Origin of the sequence: Streptomyces olivochromogenes (assembly GCF_001514115.1) — a bacterium.
Classification (GTDB): Bacteria; Actinomycetota; Actinomycetes; order Streptomycetales; family Streptomycetaceae; genus Streptomyces; species Streptomyces olivochromogenes.
The window spans coordinates 385,129-401,435 of record NZ_KQ948455.1 but is presented as its reverse complement, the minus strand read 5'-3'; the positions used below and the strand labels follow the sequence as shown (position 1 = coordinate 401,435).

Annotated in this window: 15 protein-coding genes; 8 read left to right on the top strand and 7 right to left on the bottom strand. The window is 69.4% G+C overall.

The features are described 5' to 3' along the window. Positions 1-236: 236 nt before the first annotated feature. The gene (locus AQJ27_RS16925; RefSeq protein ID WP_067368792.1) at positions 237-4,064 is read left to right on the top strand and encodes a multifunctional oxoglutarate decarboxylase/oxoglutarate dehydrogenase thiamine pyrophosphate-binding subunit/dihydrolipoyllysine-residue succinyltransferase subunit; all 3,828 of its coding nucleotides are present in this window, start codon (positions 237-239) and stop codon (positions 4,062-4,064) included. Positions 4,065-4,241: 177 nt separating this feature from the next. Next, positions 4,242-4,427: a DUF6104 family protein gene (locus tag AQJ27_RS16920; RefSeq protein WP_037674049.1), complete on the top strand. Its 186-nt coding sequence runs from the start codon at positions 4,242-4,244 to the stop codon at positions 4,425-4,427. Positions 4,428-4,453: 26 nt separating this feature from the next. Here AQJ27_RS16920 and AQJ27_RS16915 read toward each other — a convergent pair whose 3' ends face one another. Continuing rightward, positions 4,454-5,281, bottom strand: a complete 828-nt coding sequence (locus AQJ27_RS16915) for a hypothetical protein (RefSeq protein ID WP_067368790.1) — start codon at positions 5,279-5,281, stop codon at positions 4,454-4,456. Between the two features lie 233 nt (positions 5,282-5,514). On the opposite strand from AQJ27_RS16915, the gene AQJ27_RS16910 reads away from it, so the two are divergent. Beyond that, positions 5,515-6,390, top strand: coding sequence for a DUF4097 family beta strand repeat-containing protein (locus AQJ27_RS16910; RefSeq protein WP_067368788.1), 876 nt, complete (start codon positions 5,515-5,517; stop codon positions 6,388-6,390). 1 nt (position 6,391) lies between these two features. After that, positions 6,392-7,462 (top strand): PadR family transcriptional regulator, encoded by a 1,071-nt coding sequence (locus AQJ27_RS16905; protein WP_067368785.1) that lies wholly within the window; start codon positions 6,392-6,394, stop codon positions 7,460-7,462. A gap of 106 nt (positions 7,463-7,568) precedes the next feature. On the opposite strand, the gene AQJ27_RS16900 is transcribed toward AQJ27_RS16905, so the two are convergent. The 4 genes from AQJ27_RS16900 to AQJ27_RS16885 form a co-directional block, all read right to left on the bottom strand. Then, positions 7,569-8,135: a Clp protease N-terminal domain-containing protein gene (locus AQJ27_RS16900; RefSeq protein ID WP_067368782.1), complete on the bottom strand. Its 567-nt coding sequence runs from the start codon at positions 8,133-8,135 to the stop codon at positions 7,569-7,571. Next, a complete protein-coding gene (locus AQJ27_RS16895; protein WP_010984411.1) occupies positions 8,135-8,344 on the bottom strand; it encodes a helix-turn-helix domain-containing protein in 210 nt (69 codons plus the stop codon). Before AQJ27_RS16895 ends, AQJ27_RS16900 begins: the two co-directional genes overlap by 1 nt. Positions 8,345-8,506: 162 nt before the next feature. Next, complete coding sequence (locus tag AQJ27_RS16890; RefSeq protein WP_067368780.1) at positions 8,507-9,472, bottom strand: zinc-binding dehydrogenase; 966 nt, start codon at positions 9,470-9,472, stop codon at positions 8,507-8,509. Positions 9,473-9,741: 269 nt separating this feature from the next. Further along, the gene (locus AQJ27_RS16885; RefSeq protein WP_067368778.1) at positions 9,742-11,016 is read right to left on the bottom strand and encodes an NAD(P)-dependent malic enzyme; all 1,275 of its coding nucleotides are present in this window, start codon (positions 11,014-11,016) and stop codon (positions 9,742-9,744) included. Between the two features lie 543 nt (positions 11,017-11,559). Here AQJ27_RS16885 and AQJ27_RS16880 point away from each other — a divergent pair. The 3 genes from AQJ27_RS16880 to AQJ27_RS16870 are packed head-to-tail and all read left to right on the top strand — an operon-like array spanning position 11,560 to position 14,281. Further along, on the top strand, positions 11,560-12,516 hold the full coding sequence (locus AQJ27_RS16880) for an ABC transporter substrate-binding protein (RefSeq protein ID WP_067368775.1): 957 nt from the start codon (positions 11,560-11,562) through the stop codon (positions 12,514-12,516). A 38-nt stretch (positions 12,517-12,554) separates the two neighbouring features. Continuing rightward, positions 12,555-13,493 carry an amino acid ABC transporter permease gene (locus AQJ27_RS16875; RefSeq protein ID WP_067368770.1) on the top strand — a complete coding sequence of 313 codons (939 nt, stop codon included), beginning with the start codon at positions 12,555-12,557 and terminating at the stop codon, positions 13,491-13,493. After that, positions 13,490-14,281, top strand: coding sequence for an amino acid ABC transporter ATP-binding protein (locus AQJ27_RS16870; RefSeq protein ID WP_096239850.1), 792 nt, complete (start codon positions 13,490-13,492; stop codon positions 14,279-14,281). Before AQJ27_RS16875 ends, AQJ27_RS16870 begins: the two co-directional genes overlap by 4 nt. Positions 14,282-14,380: 99 nt before the next feature. On the opposite strand, the gene AQJ27_RS16865 is transcribed toward AQJ27_RS16870, so the two are convergent. Continuing rightward, positions 14,381-15,169 carry a class I SAM-dependent methyltransferase gene (locus AQJ27_RS16865; RefSeq protein WP_067368767.1) on the bottom strand — a complete coding sequence of 263 codons (789 nt, stop codon included), beginning with the start codon at positions 15,167-15,169 and terminating at the stop codon, positions 14,381-14,383. A 110-nt stretch (positions 15,170-15,279) separates the two neighbouring features. Between AQJ27_RS16865 and AQJ27_RS16860 the strand changes: the two genes are divergently transcribed. Continuing rightward, entirely contained in the window at positions 15,280-15,909 is a 630-nt protein-coding gene (locus tag AQJ27_RS16860) for a CGNR zinc finger domain-containing protein (RefSeq protein WP_067368762.1), read from the top strand. Here the strand turns inward: AQJ27_RS16860 and sodX are convergent. Continuing rightward, positions 15,813-16,247: a nickel-type superoxide dismutase maturation protease gene (gene sodX / locus AQJ27_RS16855; protein WP_079065049.1), complete on the bottom strand. Its 435-nt coding sequence runs from the start codon at positions 16,245-16,247 to the stop codon at positions 15,813-15,815. The genes AQJ27_RS16860 and sodX overlap by 97 nt on opposite strands. Positions 16,248-16,307 lie beyond the last annotated feature (60 nt).

The following is a 16,307-nucleotide window of genomic DNA, read 5'->3' as shown; positions in this document are numbered from 1 at the left end:
CGTGGACACGTGTGATCAGGCACAGGGCCGTGTGAGTCGTACCGCGACCCTGGATCGACGTACCCATTCCGGACCGAAACCCCGCTTGTTTCCCGCCATTTCCTTCCCCGAAACACGCTTTCCGATGTGACTTACACGACGTTGGACCGGCCCGGCCTGACCTTCTCGGCCATGGGGGCGTAGCCTTGATTCCCGCTGTCCATCACCTTGTGAAGCGGAAGAGGGCGGTTGCCGCCGTGTCGCCACAGTCCCCCAGTAACTCGAGCATCTCGACCAATGACCAAGCCGCCGGGAAGAACCCCGCGGCCGCGTTCGGTGCGAACGAATGGCTCGTCGACGAGATCTATCAGCAGTACCTCCAGGACCCGAATTCGGTAGACCGAGCCTGGTGGGACTTCTTCGCCGACTACAAGCCGGGGGCTCCTGCCGCCTCGGCTTCGGCGGGTACTGCGGCCGCGGGGGCCGCAGGGACCACCACCCCGTCAGTGACGCCCCAGGCCACGCCTGCCGCTCCGGCAGCCCCGGCCGCGCCCGCGACGCCCGCAGCCCCGGCTCAGGCCGCTCCTGCGCCCGTCCAGGCCGCCGCTCCCGCGGCCGCTCCTGCGGCGCCGAAGCCCGCTGCCGCCGCCCCGGCCCCCGTGAAGGCCGCTCCGGCCGCCGCGAAGCCGAAGGCCGAGCCCGCGACCGAGGGCCCCGAGGGTCCCGAGTACGTGACGCTGCGTGGTCCCGCCGGCGCCGTCGCGAAGAACATGAACGCCTCCCTGGACCTGCCCACGGCCACGTCCGTGCGCGCGGTCCCGGTGAAGCTGCTCTTCGACAACCGCATCGTCATCAACAACCACCTGAAGCGTGCCCGGGGCGGGAAGATCTCCTTCACCCACCTCATCGGCTACGCGATGGTGCAGGCCATCAAGGCCATGCCGTCGATGAACTGGCACTACGCGGAGAAGGACGGGAAGCCCACCCTCGTCAAGCCCGCGCACGTCAACTTCGGCCTCGCCATCGACCTGGTGAAGCCGAACGGCGACCGCCAGCTCGTCGTCGCCGGCATCAAGAAGGCCGAGACGCTGAACTTCTTCGAGTTCTGGCAGGCCTACGAGGACATCGTCCGCCGCGCCCGTGACGGCAAGCTGACGATGGACGACTTCACCGGTGTCACGGTCTCCCTGACCAACCCCGGCGGCCTCGGCACCGTCCACTCCGTCCCGCGTCTGATGCCCGGCCAGTCGGTCATCATGGGCGTCGGCTCCATGGACTACCCGGCGGAGTTCCAGGGCACCTCCCAGGACACCCTGAACAAGCTCGGCATCTCGAAGGTCATGACGCTCACGTCGACCTACGACCACCGGGTGAACCAGGGCGCCGCCTCCGGCGAGTTCCTCAGGATCGTCGCGAACCTCCTCCTCGGCGAGAACGGCTTCTTCGACGAGATCTTCGAGGCCCTGCGCATCCCCTACGAGCCGGTCCGCTGGCTCAAGGACATCGACGCCAGCCACGACGACGACGTCACGAAGGCCGCCCGCGTCTTCGAGCTGATCCACTCCTACCGGGTCCGCGGCCACGTCATGGCCGACACCGACCCGCTGGAGTACCGCCAGCGCAAGCACCCCGACCTCGACATCACCGAGCACGGTCTCACCCTGTGGGACCTGGAGCGCGAGTTCGCGGTCGGCGGCTTCTCCGGCAAGTCGATGATGAAGCTGCGCGACATCCTCGGCGTGCTGCGCGACTCGTACTGCCGCACCACCGGCATCGAGTTCATGCACATCCAGGACCCGAAGCAGCGCAAGTGGATCCAGGACCGCGTCGAGCGCCCGCACTCCAAGCCGGAGCGCGAGGAGCAGCTGCGCATCCTGCGCCGCCTGAACGCGGCGGAGGCCTTCGAGACCTTCCTGCAGACGAAGTACGTCGGCCAGAAGCGCTTCTCCCTGGAGGGCGGCGAGTCCGTCATCCCGCTCCTCGACGCCGTCATCGACAGCGCAGCGGAGTCCCGCCTGGACGAGGTCGTCATCGGCATGGCCCACCGCGGCCGCCTGAACGTCCTCGCCAACATCGTCGGCAAGTCGTACGCGCAGATCTTCCGCGAGTTCGAGGGCAACCTCGACCCGAAGTCGATGCACGGCTCCGGCGACGTGAAGTACCACCTGGGCGCCCAGGGCACCTTCACCGGCCTGGACGGCGAGCAGATCAAGGTCTCGCTGGCCGCGAACCCCTCCCACCTGGAGACGGTCGACCCGGTCATCGAGGGCATCGCCCGCGCCAAGCAGGACATCATCAACAAGGGCGGCACGGACTTCACCGTCCTGCCGGTCGCCCTGCACGGTGACGCGGCCTTCGCGGGCCAGGGTGTCGTCGCCGAGACGCTGAACATGTCGCAGCTGCGTGGCTACCGCACCGGCGGCACGGTCCACATCGTCATCAACAACCAGGTCGGCTTCACCGCCGCCCCGGAGTCCTCGCGCTCCTCGATGTACGCCACGGACGTGGCCCGCATGATCGAGGCGCCGATCTTCCACGTGAACGGCGACGACCCCGAGGCCGTCGTCCGCGTCGCTCGCCTGGCCTTCGAGTTCCGCCAGGCGTTCAACAAGGACGTCGTGATCGACCTCATCTGCTACCGCCGTCGCGGGCACAACGAGTCGGACAACCCGGCGTTCACGCAGCCGCTGATGTACGACCTGATCGACAAGAAGCGCTCGGTGCGCAAGCTCTACACCGAGTCCCTGATCGGCCGCGGCGACATCACCCTCGAAGAGGCCGAGCAGGCGCTGCAGGACTTCCAGGGCCAGCTGGAGAAGGTCTTCACCGAGGTCCGCGAGGCCGTCTCGCAGGGGGCCGAGGTGCAGATCTCGGACCCGCAGGCGCAGTTCCCGGTGGCCGTGCAGACCGCGGTCTCCCAGGAGGTCGTGAAGCGGATCGCCGAGTCCCAGGTCAACATCCCCGACAACGTCACCGTCCACCCGCGTCTGCTGCCGCAGCTGCAGCGCCGGGCGGCGATGATCGAGGACGGCACGATCGACTGGGGCATGGGCGAGACCCTCGCCATCGGCTCCCTCCTCCTGGAGGGCACCCCGGTCCGGCTGTCGGGCCAGGACTCCCGCCGCGGCACCTTCGGCCAGCGCCACGCGGTCCTGATCGACCGGGTCACGGGCGAGGACTTCACCCCGCTCCAGTACCTCTCCGACGACCAGGCCCGCTACAACGTCTACGACTCCCTGCTCTCCGAGTACGCGGTCATGGGCTTCGAGTACGGCTACTCGCTGGCCCGCCCGGACGCCCTCGTGATGTGGGAGGCGCAGTTCGGCGACTTCGTCAACGGCGCGCAGACGGTCGTCGACGAGTACATCTCGGCCGCGGAGCAGAAGTGGGGCCAGACGTCCGGCGTCACCCTCCTCCTCCCCCACGGCTACGAGGGCCAGGGCCCGGACCACTCCTCGGCCCGCATCGAGCGCTTCCTCCAGCTGTGCGCGCAGAACAACATGACGGTCGCCCAGCCGACGCTCCCGTCGAACTACTTCCACCTCCTGCGGTGGCAGGTGCACAACCCGCACCACAAGCCGCTGGTCGTCTTCACCCCGAAGTCGATGCTGCGCCTCAAGGCCGCCGCGTCGAAGACGGAGGAGTTCACCACGGGCGCCTTCCGCCCCGTCATCGGCGACGACTCGGTCGACGCCGCGGCGGTCCGCAGGGTCGTCTTCTGCGCCGGCAAGCTGTACTACGACCTCGAGGCCGAGCGGCAGAAGCGCGGCGTCACGGACACGGCGATCATCCGCATCGAGCGTCTGTACCCGCTCGCGGGTGCCGAGCTCCAGGCGGAGATCGCCAAGTACCCGAACGCCGAGAAGTACCTGTGGGCCCAGGAGGAGCCGGCGAACCAGGGCGCGTGGCCCTTCATCGCCCTCAACCTGATCGACCACCTGGACCTGGCCGTCGGCGCCGACATCCCGGGCGCCGAGCGGCTGCGCCGTATCTCCCGCCCGGCCGGCTCTTCCCCGGCCGTGGGCTCGGCGAAGCGGCACCAGGCCGAGCAGGAGCAGCTGGTGCGTGAGGTGTTCGAGGCGTAGCCCTCGATCCGCTCAAGTCCGGTGAAGGGCCCGGCCTCCGAGAACACCGGAGGCCGGGCCCTTCCCTGTGCCACCGTTGCGGCGGTGACTCGGGGTTCGAGGCCCTCCGGGCGCCCCGTGGACCCACTTATCCTTTTCTCAGCGTTCCCCTTCACTTTCAGCGACGGAGCACCATCCATGTACTTCACCGACCGTGGCATCGAGGAACTGGAGAAGCGGCGCGGCGAGGAGGAGGTCACCTTCGAGTGGCTCGCCGAGCAGCTGCGTACGTTCGTCGACCTCAATCCGGACTTCGAGGTGCCGGTGGAGCGGCTGGCGACGTGGCTGGCGCGGCTGGACGACGAGGACGACGACGAGGAGTAGGCCCCCGGCGTCGGGACGGGTGGGCGTCAGTCGAAGGCGCGCAGCCGGTCGTACGCGAGGCCGAGCGCCCCGTGGAGCATCAGGAGTGTGCCCGCGACGATCCAGCCGGCGCTGTGGCGCCGTACGCCCCACACGGTGAGCGGCAGTCCGGCGGCCAGCTGCCCGGTCGCGAGGACACGGGCCCGGCGCCCGCGCAGCCAGGAACCCCCACCGGCGCCTTCCGCCGCCTCCAGCTCCGCCCTGACCGCCGCGCGCCACCCGTTCCACTCGATCTGCTCGGCACCGGGCTGGGTCCGGGCCACCTCGAGGAGCCGGTCGGCCGGCTCCCCGGGTCCGAGCCCGGCCGGCAGCAGCACCCCCGCGCGCGTGAGGACGGCGAGCAGTCCCCGCAGGCGTGTACGGGCGTCCGCCCCGGACACCGGCCTGGTCAGCGGGTCGAGCGCTTGCATGTCGAGGACCGGGTCGAGGCCGAGACGCGCGGCGAAGGTGCGCATCGCCTCGTCCTCACCGACCGGGGTGCCGTTCGCCAGCCATTCGTAGCCCACGCTGCGCCGGAAGCCCGCCGCGAGGGTGAGCCCGCTGCGGTCCGCGTCCCACCACAGGGCCAGTACGGGCCAGGGGGCGCTGACGGCCAGGGCGGTGGCCCACCCCGTGACCACGCGATCGACGGGCTCGGCGCCGTGCAGCCAGGGCTCCCCCTCGGGAACGAGCACGCTCCACTCGGGGCCCGCCCCGGTGAGCAGCATCCGCTCCCGCAACAGCTGGGCGGCCAGACCGACGGACTCGTGCCCTGCCCGGCAGAGCAGCAGGGCGCCGGCGGCCTTGGCCTGGGACGAGTCGGGCGTGGTGGACATGGGCACACCGTAGATCGCCCACGACCCGAATAACCCGTTTTGCCCGTCAAGTCCCCACCACTCACCCGCAAGCCCCGATCGCGAGAGCGCCGCTTCCCCCAAACGAGTGCCTTGACTTTCCGCATCCGCGATATATCGTGAATGACGGAAGACGCGATATGGCGCGTCGAGTCCAGATTACGTCGAGTCCAGACGCACGCTCTGTCTGGTCGGGTCGTTGGGAGGTCTGCACCATGTCCGAGTGGTCCGTCGCAGAGCCGAGGAAGCTCACCTTCGACGACCCCGTGACGGCACTTCATGTGCGCGTCGTCAACGGAACAGTGAACGTCGTGGGGACCGACGAGGGTTCCGCCCGCCTGGAAGTCTCCGAGCTGGAGGGCCCGCCGCTGCTCGTGACCCAGCAGGACGGCACGCTCACCGTGGCGTACGAGGACCTGCCCTGGAAGGGCTTCCTCAAGTGGCTCGACCGCAAGGGCTGGCGCCGCAGCGCCGTCGTCACGCTGGCCGTCCCGGCCGGCACCCCCGTCGAGGTCGGCGTCGTCGGCGCCGCCGCCGTGGTCTCCGGGATGGAGAACCGGGTGGCGGTCAGGGGCGTCACGGGCGACACGACCCTCGTACGGATCGCCGGCCCCGTCCGCGTGGAGACCGTCTCCGGGAGCCTGGAGGCCCAGGCCGTCACCGGCGACCTCCGTTTCAACTCCGTCTCGGGCGACCTGACGGTGGTCGAGGCCTCGGGCTGCTCCGTGCGCGCCGAATCGGTGAGCGGCTCGATGATCGTGGACCTCGATCCCAGGGGCACCCCCACCGACGTCCAGCTGTCGAACGTCTCGGGGGAGATCGCCATCCGCCTCCCGCACCCCGCGGACGCCGAGGTGGAGGCCAACACCGCCAGCGGCACCGTCTCCAGCGCCTTCGAGGACCTCCGGGTCAGCGGCCAGTGGGGCGCCAAGAAGATCACCGGCCGACTGGGCGCGGGCAACGGCAAGTTGAAGGCGATGACCGTCTCCGGCTCCATCGCCATGCTCCGCAGGCCGACGGCGGAGGACGAGCCCCACGAGGACGGGTCGTCCGCTTCTCCGGAGACCCCGACCGACAAGAAGGTGCTCTGACATGCCTCCCGTCTTCGCCCACGGCCGCCTGCGCCTCTACCTGCTGAAGCTGCTGGACGAGGCCCCCCGCCACGGGTACGAGGTGATCCGGCTCCTGGAGGAGCGTTTCCAGGGGCTGTACGCGCCCTCGGCAGGCACCGTCTACCCCCGGCTGGCGAAGCTGGAGGCGGAAGGCCTGGTCACCCACACCACCGAGGGTGGCCGCAAGGTGTACGCGATCACGGACGCGGGCCGCGCCGAACTGGCCGACCGCAGCGGCGAACTGGCCGACCTGGAACTGGAGATCCGCGAGTCGGTCGCGGAGCTCGCCGCGGAGATCCGCGCCGATGTGCGGGGCGCGGCGGGCGATCTGCGCCGAGAGATGCGGGCCGCGGCCACCGAGGCGAGGCGCGGCGGCAAGAGCGGCACTGGCACCGGCTCCGACACCGGCACCGGCTCCGGAGAACACGAAGGTCCCGCGGGCGAGTTCGGGGACTTCGGAGACTTCCGCGACAAGGACTCGTGGCGGGTCGCCAAGGAGGAGATGCGGCGGGTCAAGCAGGAGTGGAAGGAACAGAACCGGCGCGCGAAGGACGAGAGCCGCCGGGCCCGCGACGAGGCGCAGCGCGCTCGGCGCCAGGCCAAGGAGGCGCAGGAGGAGATGCAGCGCATGGCCAAGCGGGTCCAGGAGCAGGTGCAGGACCGCTTCGCGCGCGGCGACTGGCCGAACGGGGTCCGTGAGGGCCTGAGCGAACTGGCCAAGGAATTCGGCGACTTCGGGAAGACCTTCGGCAAGGACTTCGGCTTCGGCCGCGCGGGTACGGCGGCCACCGGGTCGGCGAAGCCCGAGTACGCCGAGTACACGGACACTCCGGAGGACTTCCCCGCCGACTACGCACCCTCCTGGGCCCACGAGGACTCGACCGGCGACCCCGCCCGTGACCTCGAACGCCTCCTGGACCGCTTCCGCGACGACATCCGCGACTCCGCCCGCGACCACGGGGTGACGGAGGACCAGCTCCGCTCGGCCCGCCGTCACTTGTCGACGGCGGCGGCGCACATCGGGGCCGCGTTGCGCACGCCGAAGAGCTGACGTCCATCGCCACCCGGGGCTTTCCGAGGCCCGAGGGAATCCCCCCGGGCTCCGGCCGGGGACCTCGGAGAAGCCCCCGGCCGGAGTCCCGGTTCCGACCGCTCACTCACCCCGCCTTGGCCTCCCCGCCGCCGTACAGCACACGCGTGACCGCCTCGTAGGTGACCCCGTGGTCGGCGAGCACCTCCGCCGGCACACCGGGCCGAGCGGTCAGGGCCATCAGCAGATGCTCGTCGCCGATGTGCCGGTCATGACGGGCGAGCGCGGCACGAAGAGACCGCGTCAGCACGTCCTTGGCCCCCGGGGCGAACGGTCGACGCCTGGAACGGCGCCCGCCGCCGCCCCCGTTCCCCGATCCCAGCGCCCCGACCCCGTGGGCCTCCTCCACTCGGGAGACGATCTCCGAGAGGTCGATCCCGAGCCCGGAGAGCGCCTCCGTGTCGGCACGGGAGAGCCCACCGCGCCGGCGCGCCTCGGCAAGCGACCGTTCCATCGAGTCGCGACGACCGGCCGCGCCGAGCGAGGCCAGCGCGAACGAGCCACGGCTGCCCTCCCGATCGAGGAGGGCGAGAAGTATGTGCTCCTCGTCCACCACCTCGGCACCCGTGCGTTCGGCGTGCCCGACCGCTCCCACGACCACGGCCCGGGCGTCCTTCGTGAACCGCTCGAACATCACTGCCTCCCGTACTTCTTGTGCACGGCCTGCCTGCTCACTCCGAGTTCCGCGGCGATCTCCTGCCACGACCAGCCCTGATTGCGCGCGCTGCGCACCTGCACCGCTTCCAACTGCTCCAGCAGCCTCCGCAGCGCGGAGACCGCCCGCAGTCCGATCCGCGGATCGCGATCACCCGCACGCTCGGCGAGATCCGTTGCTTCGGTCATGATGTCAATCTAAGTTGACACCAGGGCGGCCGTCAACCCCAGTTGACAAGCGGAACGCGAAACGGCGGGCCCGGATCCTCCCGAGCCCGCCGCGACCGCACTGCATCGCACTGCACTGCACCTCGGCCCGAACGGCCGAGGGAATCCCTCAATCCCTCGCTCTCATCCCACCGCGAGGACGATCTTCCCGAACTGGTCGCCCGCCGCCAGCCGCTCGAACCCTTCCCGGGCCCGGTCCAGCGCAAGCACCTCATCGATGACGGGTCGCACACCCGTGGCGGCGCAGAAGGAGAGCAGATCCTCCAACTCGTCCTTGGTGCCCATCGTGGAGCCGACGACCTTGAGTTCCAGGAAGAAGATGCGGGTGAGCTCGGCGTGCGAGGGGCGGTCGCCGCTCGTCGCGCCCGAGATGACCAGCGTGCCGCCGGGCCGCAGCGACTTGACGCTGTGCGACCAGGTGGCCGCGCCGACCGTCTCGATGACCGCGTCCACGCGCTGCGGCAGCCGTGCGCCGGACTCCAGTGCCTCCACGGCGCCCAGCTCGACCGCCCGCTTGCGCTTGGCCTCGTCGCGACTCGTGGCGAAGACCCGAAGACCGGCGGCCTTGCCGAGCACGATCGCGGCGGTCGCCACGCCGCCGCCGGCGCCCTGGACGAGGACGGAGTCGCCGGGCCGCACTCCGGCATTGGTGAAGAGCATGCGGTACGCCGTCAGCCATGCGGTCGGCAGGCAGGCGGCCTCCTCGAAGGAGAGTTCCTTGGGCTTGGGGATGACGTTCCACGTCGGGACGGAGACCTGTTCGGCGAACGTGCCCTGGTAGCGCTCGGTGAGGATGGAGCGGGGCTCCTTCGGGCCGACCCCGTGCCCGGTCTGTCCGATGACCGAGTGCAGCACGACTTCGTTGCCGTCCTCGTCGACGCCGGCCGCGTCGCATCCGAGGATCATCGGCAGCTTGTCCTCGGAGAGACCGACGCCGCGCAGGGACCAGAGGTCATGGTGGTTCAGGGACGCGGCCCTGACGTTCACGGTGGTCCAGCCCGGCCTCTGCTCGGGGGCCGGGCGCTCCCCCAACTCCAGGCCGGTGAGCGGCTGGTCACGGTCAATGCGGGCGGCGTAGGCAGCGAACATGACCTTGACGATAGGCTCCGCCCCCGCCCGGCGGAACCACGTCCCCCTGTGACACACGTCCCGCCACCCTCACGCTCCACGTCACACCGGTCCGCTCCGACCGCAAGCGGAAACGACCGCCGCCCTCCAGCCCGGGACTCCGCCCCACTCCGGAACCAAGCCCGTACCCGTACGGAAGAACCAAGTCCGTACCCGTACGGACCAGTCCGGGACAGAGAGCAGGGCCCCGCCGGGAGCACCCGGCGAGGCCCTGGAATCACACGGCCGCGTCAGCGGCGGGCAACGCCCTCGGCCCGAGCAGCCGCGGCCACCGCCGCGGTCACCGCAGGAGCCACCCGCTCGTCGAACGGCGACGGGATCACGTAGTCCGCGGCAAGGTCGTCCCCGACGACCGCAGCCAACGCCTCCGCCGCCGCGATCTTCATACCTTCGGTGATCCGGGACGCCCGCACCTGCAACGCCCCCGCGAAGATCCCGGGAAACGCCAGCACGTTGTTGATCTGGTTCGGGAAGTCCGACCGCCCGGTGGCGACCACGGCCGCGTACTTGTGGGCGATCTCGGGGTGCACCTCGGGGTTCGGGTTGGCCATGGCGAAGACGAAGGCCCCCTCGGCCATCGACGCCACCGCCGGCTCCGGCACCGTACCGCCGGACACGCCGATGAAGACGTCCGCGCCCGCGAGCGCCGACTCCAGCGTCCCCGTGAGCCCCGCCTTGTTGGTGATCCCGGCAAGCTCCCGCTTGACGTCGGTCAGGTCGTCCCGGTCCGCGGAGACGATGCCCTTGCGGTCCGCGACCGCGACGTCACCGATCCCCGCCTCCAGCAGGAACTTGGCGATGGCGACCCCGGCCGCCCCCGCCCCCGAGATCACCGCACGCAGATCACCCAGCGTCCGCCCGGTCAGCTTCGCGGCATTCCGCAGCGCCGCCAGGGTCACGATCGCGGTTCCGTGCTGGTCGTCGTGGAAGACGGGAATGTCCAGCCGCTCCTGGAGCTTGCGCTCGATCTCGAAGCACCGCGGCGCCGAGATGTCCTCCAGGTTGACGCCCCCGAACGAGGGAGCGAGCCGGACCACGGTCTCCACGATCTCGTCGACGCCCGTGCAGTCCAGCGCGATCGGCACGGCATCCACCCCGCCGAACTGCTTGAACAGGATGGCCTTGCCCTCCATCACGGGAAGGGAGGCCTCCGGGCCGATGTCACCGAGTCCCAGCACCGCCGTACCGTCCGTCACCACAGCGACGACGGACGACTTCCACGTGTAGTCGTGGACGAGCTCGGGCTGCTCGGCGATGGCGCTGCACACCTTCGCCACGCCGGGCGTGTACGCCAGGGACAGGTCGTCCTTGTCACGGACGGGCACGGTGGCCTGCACGGCCATCTTGCCGCCACGGTGCAGCGCAAAGGCAGGGTCGAAGTCGAGGGAGTCGACGGAACCGTCGGAACCGACGGTGTCGACGGAGCCGGCGGAATTGACCGGCTCCACGTCGCCTTCAAGACCCGTATTGCTGTCGCTGCGAGGATTGACGATCTCCGCTGCCACTTTGTTTTACCCCTTAAGTCTTCATTGATTTGAGGGTGACCACTCCTGGTTGAGGGGTGGGCGGGCACCGCGTAACCCTGCCGCCGTGGTGGTGCGTACGGGCGGATACGCGACGGGCGCGCCGCACACGCGCCCTGAGCCCCGGATGAGGGGTGTAGAGAACCTTCTTACCGGACGGACCAGGTCGGCGACGAGTCCATACCGCGAAGCTCACACGCCGGTGACATGACTCATACCTGGATATGTGGACAAGTCCAAGACATGACCCCAAGACACTACAAGTGCGGAGTAGTGGCGGCCCGCATCGTGAGATGCGCCGAAGATCTTCCGGCCGGAAGGAGGGATTCCCGCACAAGGTCCGGCCCCCATGGAGTCGTCCGTGGCGGTTCGGGGGTCACCCGTTATCCGATTTTGACATAGCGAGTCCCCTGAAGCGCGCAGTCCGAATGGCAAGATGCCGTCATCACACGAGGTCGCGACACCCGAAGGTGTGTGTTCTCGTCGACCCATCGGCAACTCCCTCATCCGCCGGAGGAACCCACCATGACCGCAAGCTCCACCCGTCGTACGACCGCCGCGCAGTCCCGTATAGCAGCGGTCGGTGCGATCGCGGTCGCCGGGGCCCTGATCCTCACCGGCTGCGGTGACCAGACCAAGAAGGACTCCAACAGCTCCTCCTCGAGCGCCGCCTCAGCTCCGCTGGCCTCCAAGCTGCCCGCGTCGATCCGTGACGCGGGTGTCATCAAGGTCGGCTCGGACATCGCGTACGCGCCCGTCGAATTCAAGGACAGCTCCGGCAAGACCGTGGGTATCGACCCCGACCTGGCGGACGCGATGGGCAAGCAGCTCGGAGTGAAGTTCGACTTCCAGAACGGCACCTTCGACACCCTCATCACGGGTCTGCGCTCCAAGCGGTACGACATCGCGATGTCCGCCATGACGGACACCAAGGACCGCCAGGAGGGCATCGACGCCGACACGGGCAAGAAGGTCGGCGAGGGCGTCGACTTCGTCGACTACTTCACCGCGGGTGTCTCGATCTACACGCCCAAGGGCAAGACCCAGAACATCAAGACCTGGTCCGACCTGTGCGGCAAGAAGATCGTGGTGCAGCGCGCCACGGTGTCGGAGGACATGGCCAAGGCCGAGTCCAAGAAGTGCACCGGCGGCAAGAAGATCGCCATCGAGTCGTACGACAACGACCAGCAGGCCCAGACCCGGCTGCGCGGCGGTGGCGCCGACGCCGGCTCCTCCGACTTCCCGGTCGCCGCGTACGCGGTGAAGACCTCGGGCGGCGGCAAGGACTTCGAGCTGGTCGGCGAGCAGGTCGAGGCGGCGCCGTACGGCATCGCGGTCGCCAAGTCCAACACCCAGCTGCGGGACGCCCTGCAGGCCGCACTGGACGCCGTCATCAAGAACGGCGAGTACGACAAGATCATCGCAAAGTGGGGCGTCGAGGCCGGTTCCGTCAAGACGGCCACGGTCAACGGCGGCAAGTGACCGCGGAACCGAGCGGGCACTGAAAGGCAACAACACCCGTGACTGTTGACATAGACAAGACGGCGGGCCCGGAGGACACTCCCCCGGCCGGACCGGAAGCCATCAAGGCGATCCCGGTCCGGCACTACGGGCGGTACGTCTCCGCGGTCATCGCGATCGCGCTCCTGGTCTCCGTGATCTACGCGTTCTCCCAGGGCAAGATCAACTGGGGAGCGATCCCCGACTACTTCTTCGACGACCGCATCATCAACGGCGTCCTCAAGACGCTGCTGCTGACGGTCCTCTCGATGCTGATCGGCGTCGTCGGCGGCGTGCTCCTCGCCGTCATGCGGCTGTCGAAGAACCCGGTGACCTCGTCCATCGCCTGGTTCTACATCTGGTTCTTCCGCGGCACGCCCGTCCTGGTGCAGCTGGTGGTCTGGTTCAACCTGGGCCTGGTCTTCACGTACATCAACCTCGGTCCGATCTACAAGGACTACTGGTCCAGCTTCATGACGCCGCTGTTGACGGCGCTGCTGGGTCTGGGCCTGAACGAGGCCGCGTACATGGCCGAGATCTGCCGGGCCGGTCTCCTCTCGGTCGACGAGGGCCAGACCGAGGCCTCGCACGCCCTGGGCATGAGCCACAGCAAGACCCTGCGCCGGATCGTCATCCCGCAGGCGATGCGTGTGATCGTGCCCCCCACGGGCAACGAGGTCATCAACATGCTGAAGACGACCTCGCTGGTCGCCGTGATTCAGTACTCCGAGCTGTTCCGCGTGGCCCAGGACATCGGCCAGACCTCCGGAGCCCCGGCCGAGATGCTGTTCCTCGCGGCCGCCTGGTACCTGCTGCTGACCTCGGTGTTCAGCGTCGGCCAGTACTACCTGGAGCGGTACTACGCCCGCGGCTCCAGCCGCACGCTCCCGGCCACGCCGTTCCAGAAGATCAAGGCCAACATGCTGTCGCTGGGTCGTCCGAGGGGAGGCAATGCATGAGCGCCAACGTGACCAAGGCGGAGTCCGCCACGACGATGGTCAAGTCCGAGGGCGTCCACAAGTCCTTCGGCCCCGTCGAGGTCCTCAAGGGCATCGACCTGGAGGTGAAGTCCGGCGAGGTGTTCTGCCTCATCGGCCCCTCCGGATCCGGCAAGTCGACCTTCCTGAGGTGCATCAACCACCTGGAGAAGATCAACGCCGGCCGGCTGTACGTCGACGGGGAGCTGGTCGGCTACCGCCAGAAGGGCGACAAGCTGTACGAGCTCAAGGACAGCGAGGTCGCGCTGAAGCGCCGGGACATCGGCATGGTCTTCCAGCGCTTCAACCTGTTCCCGCACATGACGGCTCTGGAGAACGTCATGGAGGCGCCGGTCCAGGTCAGGGGCATCAGCAGGGCCCAGGCACGGGAGCGCGCGGGCCAGCTGCTGGAGCGCGTGGGCCTGGCCGACAAGGCGAAGAACTACCCCTCGCAGCTCTCCGGCGGCCAGCAGCAGCGTGTCGCCATCGCCCGTGCGCTGGCGATGGACCCGAAGCTGATGCTCTTCGACGAGCCGACCTCGGCGCTCGACCCGGAGCTGGTCGGTGACGTCCTCGACGTCATGCGCGACCTCGCCGAGTCGGGTATGACGATGGTCGTCGTCACCCACGAGATGGGCTTCGCCCGCGAGGTGGGCGACTCGCTGGTCTTCATGGACGGCGGTGTGGTGGTCGAGTCCGGCCACCCACGTGACGTACTGACGAACCCGCAGCACGAGCGGACGCAGTCGTTCCTGTCCAAGGTGCTCTGAGCCACGGACAAGAGTGAAGGGGCGGTACGGGACTCCCGTACCGCCCCTTCCCCGTTCGGTCCGCGCCACGGAATCTTCGTCCGGACCCCCGCGGCCTGCTTACTTCACTGCCAGCACCAGCGCGTCGGACGGCGACCGCCACACCGCCCGCGCCTCCCCGAAGCCCTTTTCGCGCAGCACACGCGTGTGCCAGTCGGCGGACGGCATGTCGCCGTCGGCGTGTTCCCCGTAGATCTCGAAGCGGCGGGCGGTCGGCGCGGCGAGGACGGGGTCCTGGGCCGCCAGCTCCCACCACGCGGCCCAGTCGAGCACCCCGTTCGCCCTGGCCTGGTCCATCCGGGCGTGCCGCTGGGCGCGCTCGGCCTCGTTGATCCGGGGCGTGGACTCGTCGATCATGTGGTCGACGTTCATGAAGACGCCGCCGTCGCGGACGAGCCCCGCGACCTGGCCGTAGAGGACCGCGAGGGGTTCGCTGTGCAGCCAGTGGAGGGCGGTGGCGGTCAGGACGGCGTCGTACGAGTCGTGGGGCAGCCGGGTCGCCCAGTGCGGGTCCTTGAGGTCGGCCGTGACGAAGGAGACCCTCTCGTCGCCCCCGAAGGTGCCCTCGGCGATGGTGAGCAGCGCCGGGTCGAGGTCGACGCCGGTGCTGGTGGCCTTCGGGAAGCGGTCGAGGAGCCGGGCCGTGATGGTGCCGGTACCGCAGGCCAGGTCGAGGACGCGCGGCTCCGGGCCGACCAGGGCCTCGACCATGTCGAGCATCACCCGGAAGCGCTCCTCACGGTCCGGCATGTACCACTCCTGTTGCCGGTCCCAGCTCTCCTGCCAGGCGTGCCAGTCGGTGCCGTTGCCCTGGATCTCGTCGTTGTCGATTCCGGTGCCGACGGTCATGGATGCCCCTTCTCCGTTCGTCTTCACTCGCCCGCGTAATACCCTGGAAGCGCAATCAGCCGTTACCTGACCGCACGCACGACGATAGAGCGCCTCCGTAAGGACTACAAGTGGAACTGGCCTATTACTCGGATTACGCGGTACGCCTCGTCAACACCGAGGAGCCGACCCGGGGCAAGGACTCGCTCACCTCGGTCGAAGCGGTCCGGGACCTCTTCGGAGGGAACTCCTCCGCGGCCCGCCGCGCCACGGACGCGGACGTCACCCGCTTCCGGTCGGTCCGCGCCCGGCTGCGCGCCGTCTTCGAGGCGGCCGACGGCGGCGACGAGACCCTGTCCGTGGACCTGCTGAACTCACTTCTCCTGGAGTTCCCCGTCAGCCCGCAGATCTCCGGGCACGACCACCGGGACGACGACGGGCGCCCGCTGTGGCACATGCACCTGGCGGACCACCCGTCGAACGCGACCGCGGGCTACGCCGCGATCGCCGCCATGGGACTCGCCTTCCACCTCACCGAGTACGGCGTGGACCGCCTCGGCCTCTGTGAGGCGGCCCCCTGCCGCAACGCGTACCTGGACACGTCGACGAACCGCTCCCGGCGCTACTGCTCGGACCGCTGCGCGACCCGCGCCAACGTGGCCGCCTACCGGGCCCGCAAACGCCTGGAGGCCGACCGGTCGGAAAGCACCGGCCTGGCGGCGCCGAGCGCCCAGCGGACGACTGCGAACGGCGAGCGCTGACCCGGCAGGTGGGGCCGGTAGCGGAAACGCACCTTCCCGAGGACGAGGTCCTCGGGCACGGTCCCGTAGTCGGTGCTGTCCCCACCCGCGTAGGCGTTGTCCCCGAGCACCCACCAACCCCCCTCGCGCCGCTCCGCGATCCGCTTCACGACCAGCAGGTCCTGCTGGAACGGATGGCGCAGAACGACCACGTCACCGGGCCTGACCCGGGCCCCGTACTGCACGACGAGCCGATCTCCGTGCTGGAGCGTGGGCACCATGGAGGGCCCCGTCACCTCGGCCGCCCCGAACGGCAGCACGGCCCTCCCACGCTCGGTCTCCTGCGACAGCTCCGGCATCACCGGCACCTCCCCGGTCCATCCTCCACCAGTCCCAGTCTCACCCTGGACTTTTGTCCT

Coding starts and splice junctions, on each gene's coding strand:
- AQJ27_RS16920 (WP_037674049.1), top strand. CDS start 4,242: ATGTACTTCACCGACCGTGGCATCGAGGAACTGGAGAAGCGGCGCGGC.
- AQJ27_RS16915 (WP_067368790.1), bottom strand. CDS start 5,281: ATGTCCACCACGCCCGACTCGTCCCAGGCCAAGGCCGCCGGCGCCCTG.
- AQJ27_RS16910 (WP_067368788.1), top strand. CDS start 5,515: ATGTCCGAGTGGTCCGTCGCAGAGCCGAGGAAGCTCACCTTCGACGAC.
- AQJ27_RS16905 (WP_067368785.1), top strand. CDS start 6,392: ATGCCTCCCGTCTTCGCCCACGGCCGCCTGCGCCTCTACCTGCTGAAG.
- AQJ27_RS16900 (WP_067368782.1), bottom strand. CDS start 8,135: ATGTTCGAGCGGTTCACGAAGGACGCCCGGGCCGTGGTCGTGGGAGCG.
- AQJ27_RS16895 (WP_010984411.1), bottom strand. CDS start 8,344: ATGACCGAAGCAACGGATCTCGCCGAGCGTGCGGGTGATCGCGATCCG.
- AQJ27_RS16890 (WP_067368780.1), bottom strand. CDS start 9,472: ATGTTCGCTGCCTACGCCGCCCGCATTGACCGTGACCAGCCGCTCACC.
- AQJ27_RS16880 (WP_067368775.1), top strand. CDS start 11,560: ATGACCGCAAGCTCCACCCGTCGTACGACCGCCGCGCAGTCCCGTATA.
- AQJ27_RS16870 (WP_096239850.1), top strand. CDS start 13,490: ATGAGCGCCAACGTGACCAAGGCGGAGTCCGCCACGACGATGGTCAAG.
- AQJ27_RS16865 (WP_067368767.1), bottom strand. CDS start 15,169: ATGACCGTCGGCACCGGAATCGACAACGACGAGATCCAGGGCAACGGC.
- sodX (WP_079065049.1), bottom strand. CDS start 16,247: ATGCCGGAGCTGTCGCAGGAGACCGAGCGTGGGAGGGCCGTGCTGCCG.